Annotated in this window: 22 protein-coding genes; 10 read left to right on the top strand and 12 right to left on the bottom strand. The window is 35.4% G+C overall.

From position 1 onward, the window contains the following. Positions 1–12: 12 nt before the first annotated feature. Genes C7D53_RS18885 through trpS form a run of 5 tightly spaced genes read left to right on the top strand, consistent with a single transcriptional unit; the run spans position 13 to position 3,538 of the window. Entirely contained in the window at positions 13–207 is a 195-nt protein-coding gene (locus tag C7D53_RS18885) for a DUF2683 family protein (RefSeq protein ID WP_106917959.1), read from the top strand. Next, positions 207–845 (top strand): lipoprotein signal peptidase, encoded by a 639-nt coding sequence (locus C7D53_RS18890; protein ID WP_106917960.1) that lies wholly within the window; start codon positions 207–209, stop codon positions 843–845. The genes C7D53_RS18885 and C7D53_RS18890 overlap by 1 nt, the downstream gene beginning before the upstream one ends. Before the next feature lie 14 nt (positions 846–859). Further along, positions 860–1,504, top strand: a complete 645-nt coding sequence (locus tag C7D53_RS18895) for a SanA/YdcF family protein (RefSeq protein WP_106917961.1) — start codon at positions 860–862, stop codon at positions 1,502–1,504. 10 nt (positions 1,505–1,514) lie between these two features. After that, complete coding sequence (locus tag C7D53_RS18900) at positions 1,515–2,519, top strand: hypothetical protein (protein ID WP_106917962.1); 1,005 nt, start codon at positions 1,515–1,517, stop codon at positions 2,517–2,519. Positions 2,520–2,569: 50 nt separating this feature from the next. Beyond that, a complete protein-coding gene (gene trpS / locus C7D53_RS18905; RefSeq protein WP_106917963.1) occupies positions 2,570–3,538 on the top strand; it encodes a tryptophan--tRNA ligase in 969 nt (322 codons plus the stop codon). Between the two features lie 86 nt (positions 3,539–3,624). Here the strand turns inward: trpS and C7D53_RS18910 are convergent, their stop codons facing one another. From C7D53_RS18910 to C7D53_RS18950, 8 genes are all read right to left on the bottom strand, one after another. Next, positions 3,625–4,908 (bottom strand): sensor histidine kinase, encoded by a 1,284-nt coding sequence (locus C7D53_RS18910; RefSeq protein WP_106917964.1) that lies wholly within the window; start codon positions 4,906–4,908, stop codon positions 3,625–3,627. Next, positions 4,908–5,579, bottom strand: a complete 672-nt coding sequence (locus tag C7D53_RS18915) for a response regulator transcription factor (protein WP_106917965.1) — start codon at positions 5,577–5,579, stop codon at positions 4,908–4,910. Before C7D53_RS18915 ends, C7D53_RS18910 begins: the two co-directional genes overlap by 1 nt. A gap of 379 nt (positions 5,580–5,958) precedes the next feature. After that, positions 5,959–6,408, bottom strand: a complete 450-nt coding sequence (locus tag C7D53_RS18925) for a PepSY-like domain-containing protein (RefSeq protein ID WP_162926223.1) — start codon at positions 6,406–6,408, stop codon at positions 5,959–5,961. Between the two features lie 254 nt (positions 6,409–6,662). Next, the gene (locus C7D53_RS18930) at positions 6,663–7,358 is read right to left on the bottom strand and encodes a YjjG family noncanonical pyrimidine nucleotidase (RefSeq protein WP_106917968.1); all 696 of its coding nucleotides are present in this window, start codon (positions 7,356–7,358) and stop codon (positions 6,663–6,665) included. A 203-nt stretch (positions 7,359–7,561) separates the two neighbouring features. Then, on the bottom strand, positions 7,562–8,152 hold the full coding sequence (locus tag C7D53_RS18935) for an RNA polymerase sigma factor (protein WP_106917969.1): 591 nt from the start codon (positions 8,150–8,152) through the stop codon (positions 7,562–7,564). Positions 8,153–8,348: 196 nt separating this feature from the next. Beyond that, positions 8,349–8,840 carry a hypothetical protein gene (locus C7D53_RS18940; RefSeq protein WP_106917970.1) on the bottom strand — a complete coding sequence of 164 codons (492 nt, stop codon included), beginning with the start codon at positions 8,838–8,840 and terminating at the stop codon, positions 8,349–8,351. Between the two features lie 83 nt (positions 8,841–8,923). Continuing rightward, complete coding sequence (metK, locus tag C7D53_RS18945; protein ID WP_106917971.1) at positions 8,924–10,204, bottom strand: methionine adenosyltransferase; 1,281 nt, start codon at positions 10,202–10,204, stop codon at positions 8,924–8,926. A 233-nt stretch (positions 10,205–10,437) separates the two neighbouring features. After that, positions 10,438–11,388: a LysR substrate-binding domain-containing protein gene (locus C7D53_RS18950; protein ID WP_106917972.1), complete on the bottom strand. Its 951-nt coding sequence runs from the start codon at positions 11,386–11,388 to the stop codon at positions 10,438–10,440. 133 nt (positions 11,389–11,521) lie between these two features. Between C7D53_RS18950 and C7D53_RS18955 the strand changes: the two genes are divergently transcribed. From C7D53_RS18955 to C7D53_RS18975, 5 genes are all read left to right on the top strand, one after another. Further along, the gene (locus tag C7D53_RS18955) at positions 11,522–13,009 is read left to right on the top strand and encodes a catalase (RefSeq protein ID WP_106917973.1); all 1,488 of its coding nucleotides are present in this window, start codon (positions 11,522–11,524) and stop codon (positions 13,007–13,009) included. A gap of 105 nt (positions 13,010–13,114) precedes the next feature. Beyond that, positions 13,115–13,882: an enoyl-CoA hydratase/isomerase family protein gene (locus tag C7D53_RS18960; RefSeq protein WP_106917974.1), complete on the top strand. Its 768-nt coding sequence runs from the start codon at positions 13,115–13,117 to the stop codon at positions 13,880–13,882. 52 nt (positions 13,883–13,934) lie between these two features. Continuing rightward, positions 13,935–14,357, top strand: a complete 423-nt coding sequence (locus tag C7D53_RS18965) for a deoxycytidylate deaminase (RefSeq protein ID WP_076356921.1) — start codon at positions 13,935–13,937, stop codon at positions 14,355–14,357. Between the two features lie 6 nt (positions 14,358–14,363). After that, the gene (xerD, locus tag C7D53_RS18970; protein WP_106917975.1) at positions 14,364–15,278 is read left to right on the top strand and encodes a site-specific tyrosine recombinase XerD; all 915 of its coding nucleotides are present in this window, start codon (positions 14,364–14,366) and stop codon (positions 15,276–15,278) included. Further along, positions 15,275–15,787 carry an NUDIX hydrolase gene (locus tag C7D53_RS18975; RefSeq protein WP_106917976.1) on the top strand — a complete coding sequence of 171 codons (513 nt, stop codon included), beginning with the start codon at positions 15,275–15,277 and terminating at the stop codon, positions 15,785–15,787. The genes xerD and C7D53_RS18975 overlap by 4 nt, the downstream gene beginning before the upstream one ends. 126 nt (positions 15,788–15,913) lie before the next feature. On the opposite strand, the gene C7D53_RS18980 is transcribed toward C7D53_RS18975, so the two are convergent. The 4 genes from C7D53_RS18980 to C7D53_RS18995 form a co-directional block, all read right to left on the bottom strand. After that, a complete protein-coding gene (locus C7D53_RS18980) occupies positions 15,914–16,372 on the bottom strand; it encodes a heme-binding domain-containing protein (protein ID WP_106917977.1) in 459 nt (152 codons plus the stop codon). Positions 16,373–16,376: 4 nt separating this feature from the next. Further along, entirely contained in the window at positions 16,377–18,140 is a 1,764-nt protein-coding gene (locus tag C7D53_RS18985; protein ID WP_106917978.1) for an Ig-like domain-containing protein, read from the bottom strand. Positions 18,141–18,165: 25 nt separating this feature from the next. Next, entirely contained in the window at positions 18,166–19,428 is a 1,263-nt protein-coding gene (locus C7D53_RS18990; protein WP_106917979.1) for a serine hydrolase domain-containing protein, read from the bottom strand. A 182-nt stretch (positions 19,429–19,610) separates the two neighbouring features. Continuing rightward, positions 19,611–20,540, bottom strand: a complete 930-nt coding sequence (locus tag C7D53_RS18995) for a 2-hydroxyacid dehydrogenase (protein ID WP_106917980.1) — start codon at positions 20,538–20,540, stop codon at positions 19,611–19,613. Position 20,541: the final 1 nt, after the last annotated feature.

Consider the following 20,541-nt stretch of genomic DNA (forward strand, 5'->3'; position numbering starts at 1 on the left):
TAAATATAAGAAATGGAATCTATTATCGTACATCCGAAAAATGCAATGGAGCTTAGTGCACTGAAAGGTGTTTTAAAAGAAATGAACATTAAATTTGAGAAAGCTCATGTTAAAAGTTCATTCAACGGGCAAAAAGTGATCAAGAAAGCGAGCGATAACAAAAATGTAAAACCGGCGAATAAACCTTCAAAACCTAAAGGACAATAATGAAAAAGATATTAGCTATCACATTTTTGGTATTGTTAATAGACCAGGCTTCTAAAATTTATATTAAAACTAATTTTAATTTAGGAGACAGTGTTTCTGTTTTTCCTGGTTTTAAACTAACTTTTGTAGAGAACCCAGGAATGGCCTATGGGTTTCATTTCGGAGGAATTATCGGAAAATATTTACTCGTTATTTTAAGAATTTTCTTAATCGGAGGAATGGTGTACATGTTTAAAAAATGGTTAAAAGAAGGAGCTTCTAACTATCTTTTAATTCCAATGTCTATCATCTTTGCCGGAGCAATCGGGAATCTTATTGACGGTATGTTCTATGGAATGATCTTCGATAGCGGATCCGTTTATGACCCAAGTATTGACCGATGGCTAGATTATGGAGGGATATCCAAAATTGTTCCTTTTGGACAGGGGTATTCCAGCTTTATGAAAGGATGTGTTGTGGATATGTTCCACTTCCCGTTAGTAGACTGGTATGTTCCCGATAGCTGGCCCATAATTGGAGGAAAGCACCTTGAGTTCTTCAAATATATTTTCAATGTTGCTGATTCAGCTATTACGGTAGGAGCCGCCTTCTTACTAATCTTTAGAAAAAAAGCGTTTCCTAACGGACTTGAGTTTTAAAAGATTGATCTCAAATGAAAAAAATGATCACAAATATTTTTAAATTTTTCCTGCTTCTTCTCGTTGCAGGAATTGTTTTTATTGCCTGGGCCAACTACAGCATCAAGAATGAAAGCGCTCCACTTGTATCATACAACATTCAAGATGTTCCTGAAGCAAAAACTGCATTATTACTAGGGACAGGAAAAACCCTAAGCAATGGAATGCCGAATGCCTATTTCTACAACAGGATTAAGGCTGCTACCGATTTATATAAAACCGGAAAAATCCAATACATCATTGTAAGCGGTGACAACAGCACTAAGGATTATAATGAACCAGAAGATATGCAAGCTGCATTGGTTCAACAGGGAGTTCCACAGGATAAGATCATACTGGATCATGCCGGATTCCGAACACTGGATTCTGTAGTAAGAGCAAAAGATATCTTTGGACAGACTAAGATTGTAATTATTTCCCAGAAATTCCACAATGAAAGAGCCGTTTTCCTGGCTCAAAAAAATGGAATGGAAGCCTTTGGGTATAATGCTGAAGATGTGAATAAATATGCAGGCCTAAAGACCAATATGAGGGAGTATCTTGCCAAGGCAAAAGTATATTGGGACTTACTATTTGGAGTAGAACCTAAATTTGGTGGAGAGAAGATAATAATTCCTTAGCTTAGGTTGTATGAAAGCCATTCAGTTTTTTATATTAATCTGTATTCTTGTTTCCTGCAAGAAAGAAAATATTTATTATTACGTCAACAATAAAGAAATTAAAGATAGTACAGTCATTCGCTTTGTTGATACAGAATTAAAAAAACTGGATATTGATCCCAAGAAAAAGAATTTAAAAATTCATACCACCCTGGATTCTGTTTCTTATCAAACAAATCTGGATACTATAAGAGCGAAAGTCTTTGAACAGGCTTCAAAAGACAATTACATTCCAAAAGACAAAGCTCTTTTTGATAAATGGGTAAGGGAAAAAATAATAGTGGTAGATAATAAAACCGCAAAAGTTGTAAAGTTCTACAGCACATTTAAAAACCCAAAGTTTGACCGAAATGACCTCAACATGGTGGGAATGAAAAAGCTGATTAATATGGGAAGTATTTTGAATAAAAACCCTAATGCTAAAATCCCTGAGGATTATCTTGTTACCTACTCCTCCGCCGTCATTCTTTCCGACAGTTCCAAAATAAAAGAAAATGTGGTAGAGTTTCTATCAAAGTTTAAGGTCAACCATCTGGACAGAAGACATTACAATTTAAATTTTCTCTCTTTTCCAGATGCCATCAAAATATTTCAAATGTTTAACAGAAATGGTATATACAAGGAACCCTTCAGTATCAAAAGCATTCTCGAAAATAATAACTCCATATATACTCATAAGGAAGACTCCATAAGCATAGTATCTCCTATTGCTGCCAAGACCATCCAAAACTGTCTAGATTATTATAAAGACCACCATTACAGAATATCTGATTCTAAGGTTGAAAGCACACAAAACTTAATCAGTTTTGGTGTTTCCCCTTCCTATTCTCTTATCATTAATGATGGAAAGTATACCTATTTTATTTATCTCACAGGTGCCGTGGTTACCGATCTTCACAAAAAACAATCAAAAATGATTCCGCTCACATGGATGAAAAGAATCGGAATTCATTACTATAACGCAATTAGAAAGTAATTTTGTGTAAATTTGCAATTCATTAATTTTTAAATATAAATTTTAAACAAATGTCAAGAATTCTTACCGGCATTCAAGCCACCGGAACCCCACATCTTGGAAATCTTCTTGGGGCGATTATTCCTGCTATTGAACTTTCTAAGCAGGACAAAAATGAGTCATTCTTATTTATCGCCAACCTTCATACACTTACGCAGATTAAAGATGCGGAAGTACTAAGACAGAATACCTACGAGATTGCTGCGGCTTGGCTTGCTTGTGGACTAGATACCGAAAAAACGTTCTTTTACAGACAGAGTGATATCCCTGAAACCTGTGAACTTACTTGGCATTTATCATGTTTCTTTCCTTACCAGAGATTAACGCTGGCCCACTCATTCAAGGATAAGGCAGATAGACTTCAGGATGTGAATGCAGGATTATTTACCTACCCAATCTTGATGGCTGCTGATATCTTACTGTATGATGCTGAAATTGTTCCTGTAGGAAAAGATCAGCTTCAACACTTGGAAATTGCAAGAGATGTTGCTTCAAGGTTTAACAACCAAATGGGTGAGGTTTTTGTTTTACCACAATCTGAGCTTCAGGAGAATACAAAATATGTTCCCGGAACTGATGGCAGAAAAATGTCTAAATCAATGGGGAATATCATCAATATTTTCCTTCCTGAAAAGGAGTTGAAGAAACAAGTAATGAGCATTGAATCGGATTCCAAATCACTGGAAGAAGCAAAAGATCCTGAAACAGATAAAACATTCCAGATTTACGAGCTTATTGCAACTCCTGAACAAACAGAGGAGCTTAGAGCTAAATATTTAGCAGGTAACTTTGGTTATGGTCATGCTAAAAAGGAACTATTAGATCTTATTTTGGTTCGTTTTGAGAAAGAAAGAGAAATATTCAATTATTATATGACTCACCTTGATGAGCTGGAAGCAAAACTTCAGGAGGGAGCAGAGAAAACAAGGCCTGTTGCTCTGGAAACTCTTAAAAGAGTAAGAACAAGCCTAGGTTTTTAACCACAAGCTTTACAACATAAGAAAGCCCTTCAGATTGAAGGGCTTTTCTATGTATTGATATTATTGGTTTTAAAATAATTAGACAATCAAACCTTATTTTTCGTAAGGATAAAATAATGCATTTTATCATCAAATTCATAGAGAATATCCCAACCCGGATATTGCTTAATGATTGTTTTAATGATAGACAACCCCAATCCGGTTGAGCCATGATCTGAACCTTGCTTATAGAAACGATTAAAAATCTGGGATTTATCCAGAGGAGCAGATGTTCCGCTATTTTGAAATGTAATTCTGTCTGTCTCAATAATAATATTTAATGTTCTTTCTTCATTATTATACTTAATGGCATTTTTCAAAAGATTAGACAGGAGAATATCGGCAAGGTCCTTGTTAAAATCTGCCTGAAAATTTCCTTTTTCAATAATATTGACATCTACTTTTTTAAACTCTATAAAGTCTTCATAATTTTGAATCAGAGTATGAATCATGGCATTAAAGTCAACCCCTGACATTGTATTAAACTGACTGTTCTCTATTTTGGAGAGCATCAACAAGGATTTATTTAATCCCACCATCCTTCTCAGATCGGTTTTAACCTCAGTAAGAAAATTCAGGTTCTTTTTATCAAGATCTTCATTCTGAATCAGGAGGTCTATTTTATTGATAACAATGGCAAGCGGTGTCTGCAGCTCATGAGATGCGTTTTCGATAAATTGCTTTTGTTGATAGAAAACAAGTTCATTACGTTCAATCATTTCATTGATTTCAACATTTAATTCCTCAAACTCAGTTATACGATAGGTTTGATCTTCCTGTGAAAACGGAATTCCAAACTGATATTTTTTAAGCTTATCCAAAATTAGATAGAACGGACGCATAGCCTTGTTAAGGAGATATCCATTGACAGCAACAATACTTATCACCAAGACAATATAAAGCACAATTAAAGCAGTGGTAAGATCATAGATTAACTCATCTTCCTCTACAGTAGAAGTTCTGATCACCAATCTCTGATGATTTTTGAACTGATCAATAAAATCCGCCTCCAAAACCCTGTAAGGTTGATCTTTATCATCATACTCCATATAATACATTTTATTGTAGAGCCTGCTTTTATTTTTGTACTCTCCGGCACTAATGGGCATCATCTTGAATTCATTGAAACCAAAATCATTATTTTTTAAAAGCTGAGGATTAAGATAGACCGCTTTAATGATCTGTATTTTACGATCTTTCAGTCCATCATCCACATTATCATGCACTTCATCCAGAATATAGGCATAAAATAACCCTGCCCAAACTGCTATAATCAGCAGAAGGATCATGATAAGGTACTTGATGGTATAATATTTTAAAGAAACCTTCATTAGACAAATTTATATCCTATTCCGTATACTGCCTGAAAGTCTGCTTCTGCATTAAGTGTTTTCAGTTTTTTACGAAGATTTTTGATTTGTGAGTAAATAAAATCCAGGCTGTCTGCCTGATCTATATAATCTCCCCAGATGGCCTCGGCCAAGGTAGTTTTTTGCAATGTTTTTTCCGGGTGAATCAAAAAGTAATACAAAAGATCATATTCCTTACGGTTCAGGACCAGCTCCTCAGCACCTATCTTTACATTTCTGTTTTCCGGATCAATGCTTATATTTTTATACCTGATAATATTTTCTCCATCCTGATTTTTTCTTCTTATTACAGATCTGATCCTAGCCATCAGCTCTGCAAGGTGAAAGGGCTTTGCAAGATAATCATCTGCTCCAATTTCCAATCCTGTTACCTTATCATCCACAGAGTCTTTTGCAGACAGAATGATTACCGGATCTTTTTTGTGCAGCTTCTTTATTTCTCTCAACAGGTCTATACCACTTCCGTCAGGCAGCATGATATCCAGAAGAATGCAGTCATATTCATAGGATATAATCTTTTCCAGTCCGGAACTGTAATTCTCTGCATGTTCTACAATAAAATGTTCTGCTTCCAGAAATTTCTGTACAGTATCCCTTAGGTCCGGTTCATCTTCTACTATTAAAATCTTCATATTACCAGCGGTTTGTAATGCCTTTCGGCACAATTAAGCTTATATCAAATATATGAAATTATAAAGTTGGAAGCCAGAAGAATAAAGCTTGTCATTTCAACATTCTTTAGTCCTCCGGCTCCCATTCTTTCAAAAGTTAATTTGATTTTACAAAGCGTCCATCTGCATCAAAAACAAGACACAAACCGCTCATTAAATGAATTTTATAGGCATTATATTTTTTCTCAATGGAACTAACCACGCTGCACGGATGGTGCTTGGTCATAAAAGACACAATACTTTTTCTAATCTTACCGGAAGATGCTTTTCTCCCGTTGCTGTTTATTAAATTCCAATTAACCATAGTATTAAAATTTTATTGTTAGTCTTTAGTTCAGAACTAATCGTCAATTCTTTTAAAATTTCCGTTTTTATCAAATTCCAGCTCCAGTCCGTTGGAAAGTTCAGCCTTATAAGACCATCTTTTCTTTTCTATCTTCATGATATAGGTATTCGGGAAATTCTTTGTGCTATAGTTTTTAATGGATGCAGGAATAAAACCATATGGAATTTTCTGATGTTTGCCATCAACTTCTTTCCAGGTTCCGTTGCTGTCAAATTCCATTTTCATTCCGTTGCTCAGGTATACCTTATAATCATCCACACCATAGATTTCTCTGTCTTCTATCACTGAACTTACAGCAATCCCTTTAAAGTGAGCTGCAAGGAAAGTTTTGGCTGTCTTAGGCAGTTGATTTGGGTTTATAGCTCTGTCCTGTGCAAACATTAAGCTTCCCATTAACATAAAAATTAAAATAAATACTCCTGTGATTTTCTTTACATTTTTCATAACATTAAGTTTTTCTGTCATTATTATAGAGCAAAGATCCAAATCAATTTAGGAAAGAATTGGGAAAAACTTAATGGATAAAAATAAAGTGATAAAAATGGCAAGAATAGAGGATATAATTAAACCATTAAGAATAGAGTAAGTTTTTAAGAGAATAAATCCTTATTGCCTTCCTAGACGTAAGTCTTTCTCTTAAGAGCTTCAATAGCCTTAATGGTTTAATTATAAGTTTGCCTTTAAGCTTGATCAGGAAACTACAGATATTCCTTGATCTGGTGAAGATGGGTAATGGCTTTCAATCCTGTTCCCTGTTTGTCTTCCTTATAGACATCAAAGAAAATAGAGTCCATTCCGAAGTCTCTTGCTCCCATAGCATCAGCAACCCAGTCATCTCCGATAAGGATACTTTCTTCTTTTTTAGCATCAGAAAGCCCCAGAGAATATTCAAAAATTTTAGGGTTAGGTTTTCTTACTCCTATGGCATCTGCACTGGTAATTGTTTTAAAATAAGGTGCAATACCCGATAGGGTGCATTTTCTTTCCGTTACATCCTGAAACCCATTAGAAATAATGTGTAACGTATAATTCTTAGCCTTTAAATAATCAAGAATATCTTCTGCACCCTCCACCAATTCATTATGGCTTACAATGTTGTCCAGAAAATTTTCCTCAAAATAAAGTGACAGTTCTTTATTATCCACTCCAAAATGCATGAAGGAATCATAAAAACGGTGTTCTCTCAAATACTCTTTGCCTATAATTCCATCTCTTATTTTCTCCCAAAGATCTTCATTGATCTCATGGTAAACATCATGAAACTCTTCAAAGTCGATATTATACTTCGAAGTAATTTCTTGTTTTTCGAAAAGTTCTTTGATGGTTAGGTAGGCATTTCTACGATGATCCCAGAGCGTATTGTCCAGGTCAAAAAAAACGTGCTGCATTCTCATACAGCACAAAGTTAATAATTTTAATTTTTTGAGATAGGATAATTCTTGCTCTTGCTTTTCACAATTTCAAGATTTTTAGAAAAATTGAGCAGAAAATCAATGGTTTGTTTCTTAGGTTTCAAAGTTTTCACTTTTAAGGAATCATTTTTTTTCATAGGCGAGATATGTTTTCCTTAAAAACGTAAAATTTCACAAAATATTATCTACCTGGTTAATATTATGTTATTTTCCTCCATGATTTTTCTCAGGTTGATCAGCGCATACCTTACCCTTCCGAGTGTCGTATTAATGCTCATATCTGTGTGATCTGCAATTTCCTTGAAACTCAGCCCGTCAAAGAATCTTAATTTGATTACTTCTTGCTGATTTTGTGGGAGAAACTGTAACATTCTCAATAGGTCTTCCTGAATCTGATTCGTTACCAATTGATCTTCAATATTTTCTGAAGGCTCTCTGATCAGGTCAAAAATAGAATATTCATCAGTTTCAAATGTAGTTTCTGAAACCTTGATGTTTTTGGCTTTTGATCTGAAATGGTCAATGATTAGGTTGTGGGAGATTCTTTTGGCCCAAAGGATAAATTTACCCTCTTCGTTATAACGTCCTTCCTTTAGCATTACAATAATTTTCATGAATGTATCCTGAAAAACATCGTTGGCTAAATCTTCATCATTAATTTTGTAAAAAATGAATGTAAACAGCTCTCTCTGGTGGCGATGAATGAGGGTAGACAATGCTCCCTCGTCACCTTTCTGGTAAAGCGAAATTAGTAAACTATCCGATTTTGATTTCATAACTCTTCTCAATATAAATATTTGCAGACAGGTAATCCTCCAGATATTTCATCTGGCCTTTGCTGTATATACAAAACAGTTTTCTAGAGTAGAGTCTCTTCAATAGGCGGTACACTTATATTATGGTGTAAATATAATAATTTTTTAATAACTGTTAAGCTATTATTAAATTTTCACAAGAAAAATTTAAAAAAAATCATTTAAACATGTCATGAATAAAGACAGTAGGGATATTTAATGTAAAATTAATATTTAGACCTTTCATTTCTTTTCCGTTTAATCGGGTATCTCCGATAGGGAAGGCATACCCCCCTGTAAGATCCAGCATTCCAAATAAAGTAACGCCAATTTTCGGGGCTATATACTTGTTGGTCCCCTCCGCTCCTACTAAAAAGTAATAGGAATGATAGAAGTCCACATTTTTTTGAAAGTTAAGCAATACATCAGCCTGAAGCTTCGGCATGATGGCAAACTTAGAATCCGTAGCACCCATTAAGGCAGAGCCTCCCAATCTATAAATTACATCATCATTTTTAAGAAAAAGCAACTTACCTCCTACTTCTCCAAAACTTTGATTTTGATAGGTATATCCTACCGTAATCATTTTGTGCATGGTATACTGAGCTTTTGCCAATGTACTTAGCAAAATCAGGGATAGGATTGTAATTGCAGTTCGAAAATTCATCATCTTTCTATTTATTATCATGTAAAATTAAAAAAAACTGCCTTATCAGAAGATAAAGCAGTTCATATATTTATTCCAAAGAAAAATTAAATTCCAAAAGCGGCTTTAATTTCTTCTACTTTGTCTAGTTTCTCCCAAGTAAAGAACTCAAGATCTTTCAACGTAAGTTCATTCTTATGACCTTTGTTGAATGTTTTATCAGCTACATAGTGCTCTTTACCCATGTGTCCGTAAGAAGCAGTTTCCTGATAGATAGGATTTCTTAGCTTTAAGTTCTGCTCAATAGCGTAAGGTCTTAAATCAAAGATTGTAGAAACTTTTTTCGCGATATCACCATCGTGAAGATCAACTTTTGCAGTTCCGTAAGTATTGATGTATAAACCACAAGGCTCAGCTACTCCAATTGCATAGGAAACCTGCACCAAAACTTCGTCAGCAATACCTGCTGCTACCAAGTTCTTAGCAATGTGTCTTGTAGCATACGCAGCACTTCTATCTACTTTTGACGGGTCTTTTCCAGAGAAAGCACCACCACCGTGAGCTCCTTTACCACCATATGTATCAACAATGATTTTTCTACCTGTAAGACCGGTATCTCCGTGAGGTCCTCCGATAACGAATTTCCCTGTAGGGTTGATGTGATATTTGATCTGATCATTAAATAAAGCCTTAATTTCCTCTGTCTGCTGAGCAACCACTCTAGGAACAAGAATGCTCTTGATATCTTCACGGATCTTGTTCAGCATTTCTTCTTCAGCTCCGAAGTCATCATGCTGAGTAGAAACTACGATAGAATCAATTCTGATGGGCTTATGGTCGTCTGAATATTCAATAGTAACCTGGCTTTTTGCATCAGGACGAAGATAAGTGATCTCCTTATTTTCTCTTCTGATAGCAGAAAGTTCCTTAAGGATGGTATGTGCTAAATCCAAAGCAAGAGGCATATAATTTGCCGTTTCATTGGTAGCGTATCCAAACATCATCCCCTGGTCACCTGCTCCTTGTGCATTTGCTTTAGCTTCAAAAGATTCATCATTTACAGCTCTGTCAACTCCCTGGTTGATGTCAGGAGACTGCTCATGGATTGCAGAAATTACTCCACAAGAATCCCCGTTGAACATATATTCACCTTTTGTGTAACCAATTCCGTTGATTACTTCTCTAGCAATTGTTTGAACGTCAAGATAAGCATCAGATTTTACTTCTCCGGCCAATACTACCTGTCCTGTAGTTACCAGAGTTTCACATGCTACTTTTGAACTTTTATCGTACGCTAAGAAATTGTCGATTAATGCATCAGAAATTTGATCTGCAATTTTATCCGGATGTCCTTCTGAAACTGATTCAGACGTAAATAAATAAGACATATTATTCTTTGTTTTTTAGATTAAAAAATATTGACGAAGAAAAATAAGAATAAAATTGCCCGAAAAAAGAATACTGTTTTAGCATTTTTTTATAGAGGTTGCAATCAGGTCAAATTTTTCCTCGTGGTAAACGTCAGCAAATTTAAGCACTATTTTTGTAATACTCAAAATTTTTGTTTACTAATTATAATTTTCTTTAAATTAATGATTTGTATCACTTTAAAGCCTTTCAATTACTGAGGCTTTATGCTTACAAATTCTTTCGGACTTGCGTGATAATTCAGTTTAAGTTCTAAAGAATTTTTGATAGAATGTGACAATTCATCAATAATCTTCTGCTTAAAGGTTGGCTTATAATAAATGATACTGATTTCTCTGTAAGGGAAGGGTTTTTTGAATCTGAAGACGTTCTTTTTCTGCTCTTCAGAAAGCTGGCTCAATGCCAATTCCGGAAGAATACTGATCCCTCCTACCTTATCTACCATATGTACCAAGGTTTGAATATTGGACGCCAGGAAATCTAAATTTTTAGGCTTCAGAGTATTTTCCTTAAGGTGACAGATATTTTCAAATTGATTTCTAAGACAGTTTCCTTCTTCAAGTAACCACACCTTTTCTACATTCAGATCCTCAGGGATAATGTAAGAATTCTTTTTGTTCGCTTCAGTATTGGAGCTGTAGATCATCAATTCTTCATTGAATAAGAAATCCTGATAAAACTCGTCCGCAGTATCATAAGGAGTGGAAATAATTCCCGCATCCAATTCTCCGGCTTTTAGAGCTTTAATAATATTATCTGTTGTCATTTCCTTTACATTCATCTGAATCTTCGGATTGTCTTCAAGGAATTTAAAGATCTCCGTAGGCAGGATAAATGAGGAAACGGTAGGAATGATTCCTAAATTGATGGTTCCTCCTAAAATATTATTCAAAAGGTTGGCCTTGTTTTTCAGCTCATTGACAGATTCTATAATCACCTTGGCCTGATCAATGATCTGAAGACCTACATCTGTGGTACGGATAGGGTGGGTAGTTCTGTCAAAAACCTTTACATCCAGTTCGTCCTCAAATTTCTGTATCATGGCACTTAACGTAGGTTGGGTAATGAAGCAAGCCTGAGCTGCTTTACCAAAATGTTTATACTTATCAACAGCGATAAGATATTCAAGTTGCTGAATGTTCATTTGATTAATATTATCTATTACAAAGATATAACGTTTTTGTTATTAGCAATTAAAAATTCAAGTAAATTTGATATTCACTACCTTTACACTTCGATTTAGAAAAAGGAAACAATTATTCAAAATCATCAATTATATGGATTCTAAAAAATTAACGTTAAGCAACGGCGCACCTTATTTTGAGCATCAGGATTCCCAGACGGTAGGACCAAGAGGCCCGGTATTGCTGCAGGACTTTATTCTTCAGGAAAATCTTGCACATTTCGTTAGGGAAAGAATTCCTGAAAGAATTGTACATGCCAAAGGAAGCGGAGCATACGGAACCTTTACCGTAACTCATGATATCAGCCAGTACACAAAAGCTAATTTGTTTTCAAAAGTAGGAAACTCTTGCAGAATGTTTGCCCGTTTTTCTACAGTGGGCGGCGAAAAAGGAAGTGCAGATACCGCTAGAGATCCTAGAGGTTTTGCCCTAAAATTTTATACTGAAGATGGAAACTGGGATCTTGTAGGAAACAACACTCCCGTATTCTTTATTAAGGATGCTAAAAAATTTCCGGATTTTATACATACTCAAAAAAGACTTCCTAAGACCAATCTAAAAAGCGCCACTATGATGTGGGATTTCTGGAGTTTAAATCCGGAATCACTTCACCAGGTTCTTATATTAATGTCAGACAGAGGAACGCCTTATGGCTATAGACATATGCATGGCTTTGGATCTCATGCCTTTTCCATGATCAATGACAAAAATGAAAGAGTATGGGTAAAGTTCCATTTTAAGACAAAACAAGGTGTAAAAAACTTCACCGATGAAGAAGCTGTAAAAATGGCAGGAGAAAACCCGGACTTCGCACAGGAAGACCTTTGCAACGCCATTGAAAATGGGGATTTCCCGAAATGGACCATGTACATCCAAGTGATGACTGAGGAGCAGGCAAAAGATTTCAGATGGAATCCTTTTGACGTAACCAAGGTATGGTTCCATGATGACTTCCCATTGATTGAGGTAGGAGAAATGGAGCTTAATGAAGTTCCCGTCAACTATTTTGCACACGTAGAACAATCCACATTCTCTCCAAGCAGCCTGATCAACGGAATCAGTTTCTCTCCGGATAAAATGCTTCAGGGAAGATTATTCTCTTATCCTGATGCTCACCGATACAGAGTGGGAGTAAATGCTCACCAACTGGAGGTAAACAGATGCCCTTTTGCAGTCAATAACTATCAAAGAGACGGCTATATGGCAGATTCAAGCCATTATCAGGATAAACCAAACTATCATCCAAACAGCTTCGACGACATTCAAGCAGATTCATCTTACAAAAACTATGAGTATGAATTAGATAGCGCTCATGTTGCCAGCTACAACAGAAATGATAATGACAGTGATCATTATACTCAACCGGGACTTCTTTATTCAAAAGCAATGAATGCTGATGACAGAAACCGTTTGATCCAAAATATCATAGGAAGTATGAAAGGAATCAGCGGACCGAAAAAAGATGAGATTATTAACCGACAATTGTGTCATTTTTTCCGCGCCAACATTGAGCTTGGCATGAAAGTAGCTTCACAATTAAACGTAAATATTGATGCAAATATGATGAATCACTCCAAATAATCATATTGAACAATAAATAAAAAAAAAGGAAAAAAAAATAATATTTTTTCCTTTTTTTTGTAAAAAATTCATAATTTGCAAAGGATGATATTTTAAAGTGGAAAAATGAGTTACGAAAATATATTATTAAAAAAGGAAGATAAATTATCTATCATTACCATAAACAGACCTGAAAGTTTAAATGCTTTAAATGCAAAAACGATTCAGGAAATCAGTACAGCACTGGATGAGCTTAATTCAGACAATTCCTGCAGAGTAATTATCCTTACAGGAAGTGGAGAAAAATCTTTCGTAGCTGGAGCTGACATTAAAGAGTTTAGTGATTTTGGACAGGAAAAAGCTGAAGAGCTTGCCAGAAATGGACAAAACTCTCTGTTCAATAAAATTGAAAATATGTCTAAGCCTGTTATTGCAGCCGTAAACGGTTTTGCATTAGGAGGAGGTTTAGAGCTTGCTATGGCATGCCACATCAGATACGCATCGGAAAATGCAAGATTGGGGCTTCCTGAAGTAACTCTGGGATTAATTCCCGGATACGGAGGAACTCAAAGGCTTCCGAAGCTTGTAGGAAAAGGTATTGCCAACGAAATGATCTTCTCTGCCAAAATGATCCCTGCGCAAAAAGCAAAAGAGATAGGACTGGTCAATGAAGTATACCCTATTGAAGAATTATTAACCAAAACGAAAGAATTAGCGAACACTATTGCCTATAATTCACCAATGGCAATATCCAAGGCTATAAACGCCGTAAATTTATCTGACACGGATAAAGGTTTTGAAACTGAAATCAAGTATTTCGGGGAGCTTTTTGAAATGGAAGATAAAAAAGAAGGAGTAACTGCTTTCCTAGAGAAAAGAAAGCCCAACTTCTAATCTTTTTAAAAGATTTTAATCCAAATTATTTCGAAAAAACTAATGCTGCGGTATGAATAAGTTTGATAAAGCTTATCTAAAAATGGCCCAGGAATGGGCAAAACTCTCCTACTGTAAGAGAAAACAAGTAGGGGCTCTTATCGTAAAAGATAGGATGATTATTTCAGATGGTTACAACGGAACTCCTTCGGGATTCGAAAACTGCTGTGAAGATGGGGAGGGAAAAACGCACTGGTATGTATTACATGCAGAAGCCAACGCTATCTTAAAACTGGCGGCTTCTACACAATCAGCAAAAGGAGCAACGTTATATCTAACGCTGTCACCCTGTAAGGAATGCAGTAAGCTAATCCTACAGGCTGGTATTGCAAGACTGGTGTATATTAATGAGTATTCGGATGACGATGGGATATCGTTCCTAAGAAACCATAACATTGAAATAGAACAAATATCGGACTGTGAACTAAAAAAATAAGCACAAATGACTTGGGATGAAAAGATCAAAGATTTTGAAATATTTCTTCGCTTCGAAAGAAATTTTTCAGAAAACACGCTCGACGCTTACGTTCGGGACATTAAGAAACTAAAAGATTACGCAGAAGAAGATCTGGAAAACGTCGGTCCAGATTCTATCGGCTACGAAAACCTGCAGGAATACATTTTCAATCTTTCTAAGCAGAAATTCAGCGAAAGATCTCAGGCAAGATGGATATCTTCCATAAAGTCTTTCTTTAAATTTCTACTAGAGGATGAATATCGTGAAGACAACCCTGCGGCTTTACTTGAAGGCCCTAAACTGGGACTGTATCTACCTGATACTTTAAGTTTACCTGACATTAACCGAATTATTGCAGCTATTGAGGTCAATACAGATCTCGGAAAAAGAAACCAAAGTATCATTGAAGTACTATATGGTTGCGGACTCCGTGTTTCTGAACTGATTGACCTGAAGATCTCCAATATCAACTTTAAAGAGCAGTACATTAAAGTGAACGGAAAGGGAAACAAAACCCGTTTTGTTCCTTTAGCTGACTATACAGCAGAACTGTTGGAAAGTTACATTAAAGAGGTACGCTCTAAGGGTAAAATTAATAAGAAATATGAAGACACCTTATTCCTGAACAGTCGTGGTACTTCCATGTCTAGGGTAATTGTATTTCTTATCATTAAAGAACTTACAGATAAAGCTGGGGTTAACAAAAAGATTTCACCCCATACTTTCAGACATTCTTTTGCAACTCATTTGCTGCAGAATGGAGCTGATCTTCGTTATATTCAGGAAATGCTGGGTCATTCCAGCATTACAACAACGGAAATCTATACTCACCTGAAAACAGAAGAATTAAGGGATGTTATCTTGAGTTATCACCCTAGAAATATGAATATTACTCAATGAAGCTATTGAAATATTGCCCAAGCTGTGGCAAAGAGTCCTTACATTGGGATGGCGAAAAGAAATGGAGCTGTCCTGATTGTGGTTTTTCACTTTATCATAATGTGGCAGGTGCGGTAGCAGTTGTCATCAGATGTGGAGACGAGATCTACCTTACCCGAAGAAACAGGGATCCTAAAAAAGGAAAGCTGGATTTGGCCGGAGGTTTCGTTGATCCAAATGAAAGTGCAGAAGAAACCTGCAAAAGAGAACTTTTTGAAGAACTTCAGCTTGATATTGATATTTCAAACCTGAAATACCTTACAAGTCTTCCTAATATTTACCAGTATAAGGAAATTGATTACAATACAATTGATCTCTTTTATGAGTATAATGTATCGGAAAAATTTGAGGTAAGTCTTGAACTTTCAGAGATTTCAGAAGCGGTATGGATTCCTTTAGGGGAACTTCAGCTTGAAGATATCGCCTTTGATTCTCAGAAAAAGTTTTTTGAAGGGTATCTAAAGAAATAATTTTTCTAAATATTCTCTCGCAGATTTTGCAAATTAAGCGGATTATTAAATCATAATCATCTGCCGAATCTGCAAAATCTGCGAGAGATTTTTTATAATTAAAAATAGCTTTAGAAATTTCTAAAGTTAATAAGTCTTAGATTTCAGCATTTCTTCAAAATACTGAATAAGCAGTGATCTTTCGGCTTCTGAAAGATTGGCCTCCTTATGATAAACTATATATCCCGGAAACGGCATTGTCTTATGTTTAAGGGCTTCAATAGACCTATCGAGCATATTTTCCTTAAGCTCTTTGTTGTATGTTCCCCAAATAGAAAAGTTAAGATGCTGGCGTCCTTCATTTACATGGCTTTTTACGGACCATGAAATGGGTGCAATAAAAGCATATTTAGGATAGACTGTTTCATTTGAATGACAATCATAGCATGCATTTTTAAGCAATGTACTTACTTTTTCCGGGGTCTTCTTAACCTGAACAAAATTCACCTTGGAATCAACAGCTTTATTAACTGTATCAATAGGAACAAATTGGATGATGGCAAAAGCCACAAAAACCCAGAATATTATTTTCTTTGCCGTCTTCATAAGTCTACTTTACCGGAGTTATAATCTCGTTATTGGACTTGATTTCTTTTTTCGCTTCTGTTTCAGTCTTCACAGATTCTTCCTGATTTGCAGAAAGTCCCGTAGGTGCTGTTGAAGAAGAGGTTCCTTTAGGGTTATCAAGAGTTCGGGTATCTTTCAGGTCCCAATTTTCTCGGGTTTCCCATAAAGGCCTTACCACAGCTTTTTTATAGAAAACGTAAGCATCTTCTGCAAATATTTCACTACTAAAATCTGCTTCGTCCCAATACTGGTTTTCATTATTATCTACCAATATTCTTACGATATATTCTTCGGGTTTCAGAATGTCAAATTTTATAACATCCCCTTTGGTATATTTTTGATATACTATCTTTTCAGAAGAGTCCAGTAGCTGAATCCAATAACTGGAAGCCGGTGCATTCTGAAGTGTAAATTCCAGACTTCCAAATTGCTCTACTTTATCAAATTCAAAATCGAATCTTTTGGATTGTGTATTTTTATTATAGAAAGAAGAAACAGTCTCTTTTGGAATGGTAAGCTGGTATTTTTTTCCACTGACAAAGTCTGACTTCACGATAATCTGATAGGGATTAGTCTTTGATATTGCAGCTGTAAATTCCTGCGTTGTCAAACTATCACTTTTCAATACCCATTTTGATGGATCAATTTTATCAACAATGTATGTAGAGGCAATTTTAAAGTCAGATTTTGGAGCTAGTGAACCACCGCCGTTATCACTGACAATATCCATCGCATTCTTCTTATTATATTTGTAGAATACGGAAACTGTATCCTGCTTACTGCCTATATCATAGCTAAACTCTAGCTTCTCATTGGACTCTTGTCCAACATTATCTTTAACAGCATCAAACCAAATTCTTACAGAATCAGATTTAGGACGATGAGTTACTTTTATATCCTTAAGTTTAGCCGTGACAGACTGAACTTTTACTTCTTCCGGATGTCCCTCAAATGTCATAAGAATTCCACCACCAATTTCTTTCATTTCTGAATATTTCAAAGGCTTCTTGGATGGATAGACTTTTAGATTTAAACCGGAAATGGATTTTTCAACATTTATAATTTCCTTATTAAATCCTATTTTTTCTTTTCCAGGATCATACAATGAGTTTCCATTTTCATCATCAAAAGCAATCATTTTATATTTTCCGGGAGAAAGGTAATTCATTTCATAATACCCATCATCATCCACTTTTGTGATGTAATAAGGTTTTTGTTTATAGTTCATGGTATCTTTTACCTGATACAGCCCTACAACCAATTTATTTTCATTGTTACCCGATTTCTTTTTGATTTCCAAGGCATCTTTTATCTCACCGCTGATATACAAATCATCCAGCTTATCTCCTGTAGAGAAAGCAAAATTGAAATAACGCAGAATATTAGTCTCGTTATTATCTACAATTGAATTCCCAAAGTTGAAATTATAGGTTGTATTTGCCTGAAGGGTGTCTGTCCATTGGATCAGAACGAATTTATTTGCAATATTGGACGGAAGAATTCGCTTGATATTTTTGATTGGCGGAGAAATGATCAGGTTTTTATTGATATCCTTTAATGTAATATATTCATCAAAATCCAGACGGAGTTCGTGGATATCTCTTTTCACATTGATTCTCGTGGTATCAATATTTGAACTTAAAAATCTTGGAGCCAACGTATCTTTAGGTCCTCCAATTGGAGACCCAACTCTTGCACAAGAGTGTACAAGAAAACTGATAACAAATAATAAAAGAAACCTTTTCATGAAAATGTTTAAGCAAAAGTAAACATTATTCTCCAAAAACTTCGTGTCCGCTATTCAAAGTATCTTTACTACCGCTCATTACAGTTTGAAGTTTCTCCTGCTGTAAAGGGAAATTTTCAAATAATCCGGATAGAGCAAGTGCTGTATATACTTTATTTGAATACTTATTTCCAATGGCTACAATGGTAACCTTAGATTTTAAAAGATGAGCAAATACAGAATTGGTTCCATGCCACCATCCATTATGATAGGTAAGCTTTTCACCGTTGTCAAATATTTTCATTCTAAAGCCCAGACCATAATTGTTCATTCCTGCTTTTTCATTGCTGTATGGTGTAAAGACCATCTGCATCAACTCAGGTTTTAGGAAATCCTTAGAAAACATAGCCTTTGAGAAGTTATATAAATCTCTTGGTGTAGTATAAACGTTTTTATCTCCGTAGATAAGATCGAGTCTATCTAAAGGATATAGTTTATTTGCCCCATAATAGAAAGATTGTGAAGCCGTTGGAATATCTTTTTCCTGAAAAATGTAAGTGTTATTCATTTTTAAAGGAGTAAAAATCATTTCCTTCATCGCCTGTGGAAAAGGAGTCTTTGTTACCTTTTCAACCAATAAAGCCAATAAGGCAAAATTAGTATTACAGTACATAAATCCGGTATCGGTATCTCTTGCCAAATCCGGTTTATATTTGATGATCATATTCAATACATCCTGATTGGTTATGAATGGCTTGGAAAGCTCTGCCGGAGCAGGCTGTATTTTCGTGATGAAATATTCATATTTTGGAAGGCCACTTCGCTGATCCAATAAAGTCTGAACTGTAACGTTAGGATAAGGAAACCCTGGAAAGAATTGAGTAAGATGATCAGAAAGTTTGATTTTTCCGGCTTCTACCAATTTCATCATGGCCATAGCTGTTAAGGTTTTCGACACAGAAGCTACATGCAAAGGGGTATTCTTATCAATTGGCATTTGATGGCCTTCTCTTCCGAAACCTCTGTAATTTTCATACAGAATTTCATCTCCTTTTGCCACCAAGATCCCTCCGCTTAAGTCGCCTCCATCCCATATTTTTTTATAGTATTGATCTATATATCCGGTTAATGATTCTTTATCAGAAAGCTGGCCATCTGCTTTAGTAAAAACATTACCCAGATCTACATTCCCATAATTGGGAAGATTGGTCGTGTTTTCAGCAGAAGCCTCTTTGGATTCAGATTTATTTTTACAGGAAAAAAGGGATAAAAAAACAGTTACAATAAGTACTAAGTTACGCGTCTTCATGAGATTCAAAAATGAGCGGCAATTTAATAAAACTCGAAAGTAAATAGTAAATATGAGAGCGACATTATGAATTATTTAACATAAATAGCGAAACAATGAAAAGAGAAAGTAGAGATATAAAGCTGAGAAAAAGTAAATCTTACCCATTATTTTCATTTCTCAGCCTCATTAGTATTCTTAACCTAGCCGTGTGAAGCTACAATTTTATCTACAATAAACTGGGCTAGCTTTTCTTTGCTCTGATGCGTCCAACCTGCAATATGTGGTGTTACGATTGCTTTCTCAGATTCCAGCAGATATTTTAAATCTTCATTTTCTATTTCAAGATTTTCAAAGGAAGACTTTTCATATTCCAGAACATCCAAACAAGCACTTTTTACCTTACCCATCTTCATTGCTTCTACTAAACTTTTAGTTTCTACATTTTTTCCTCTGGCTGTATTCACAAAATAGAAGTCGTTTTTCATTTCAGAAATGAATTTTTTATCAATAAGATAATGCGTTTCTGAAGTCAGCGGAATATGTAAGCTCAGAACCTCTGCAGATTGCTTTAGTTCATCTAATGTAACCTGTGTAGCAAATTCGTCAGAAAGATCAGGAAGAATATCATGGAAAATCACCTTGCATCCAAAACCTGAAAGTCTTTTAGCCGTGGCTTTCCCCATATTTCCGTATCCTATCAACCCTACAGTTTTCCCTAGCAATTCATCACCTCTGTTCTCTTCACGTTTCCAGATCCCATTTTTCACTTCCTGAGAAGCAATAAACAGACGATTCATAATCACTAAAAGCATCCCAACAACATGTTCTGCTACTGAGTCTCTATTACCCTCCGGAGAATTGATAAGTTGAATCCCCAGTGCTTCTGCAGCCGGAATATCAATATTTTCCATTCCCGCTCCTACTCTGGCAATAAACTTCAAATTTTTTCCTTGTTCTAGAAAATTTTTATCCAAAGGAATTCTACTTCTAATAATAATCCCGTCATAATTTTCAATTTTCTGACAAACCTCATCATAAGAGGACGTAAAGTCTTCTTCCAATATAAAGTTTTGTGCTAAAAGCTGTTCCGTAATAAGGGGATGGTTTTTATCTAAAAGGAGAATTTTCATC

The organism is Chryseobacterium aurantiacum, assembly GCF_003020585.1.
GTDB classification, from domain to species: Bacteria; Bacteroidota; Bacteroidia; order Flavobacteriales; family Weeksellaceae; genus Chryseobacterium; species Chryseobacterium aurantiacum.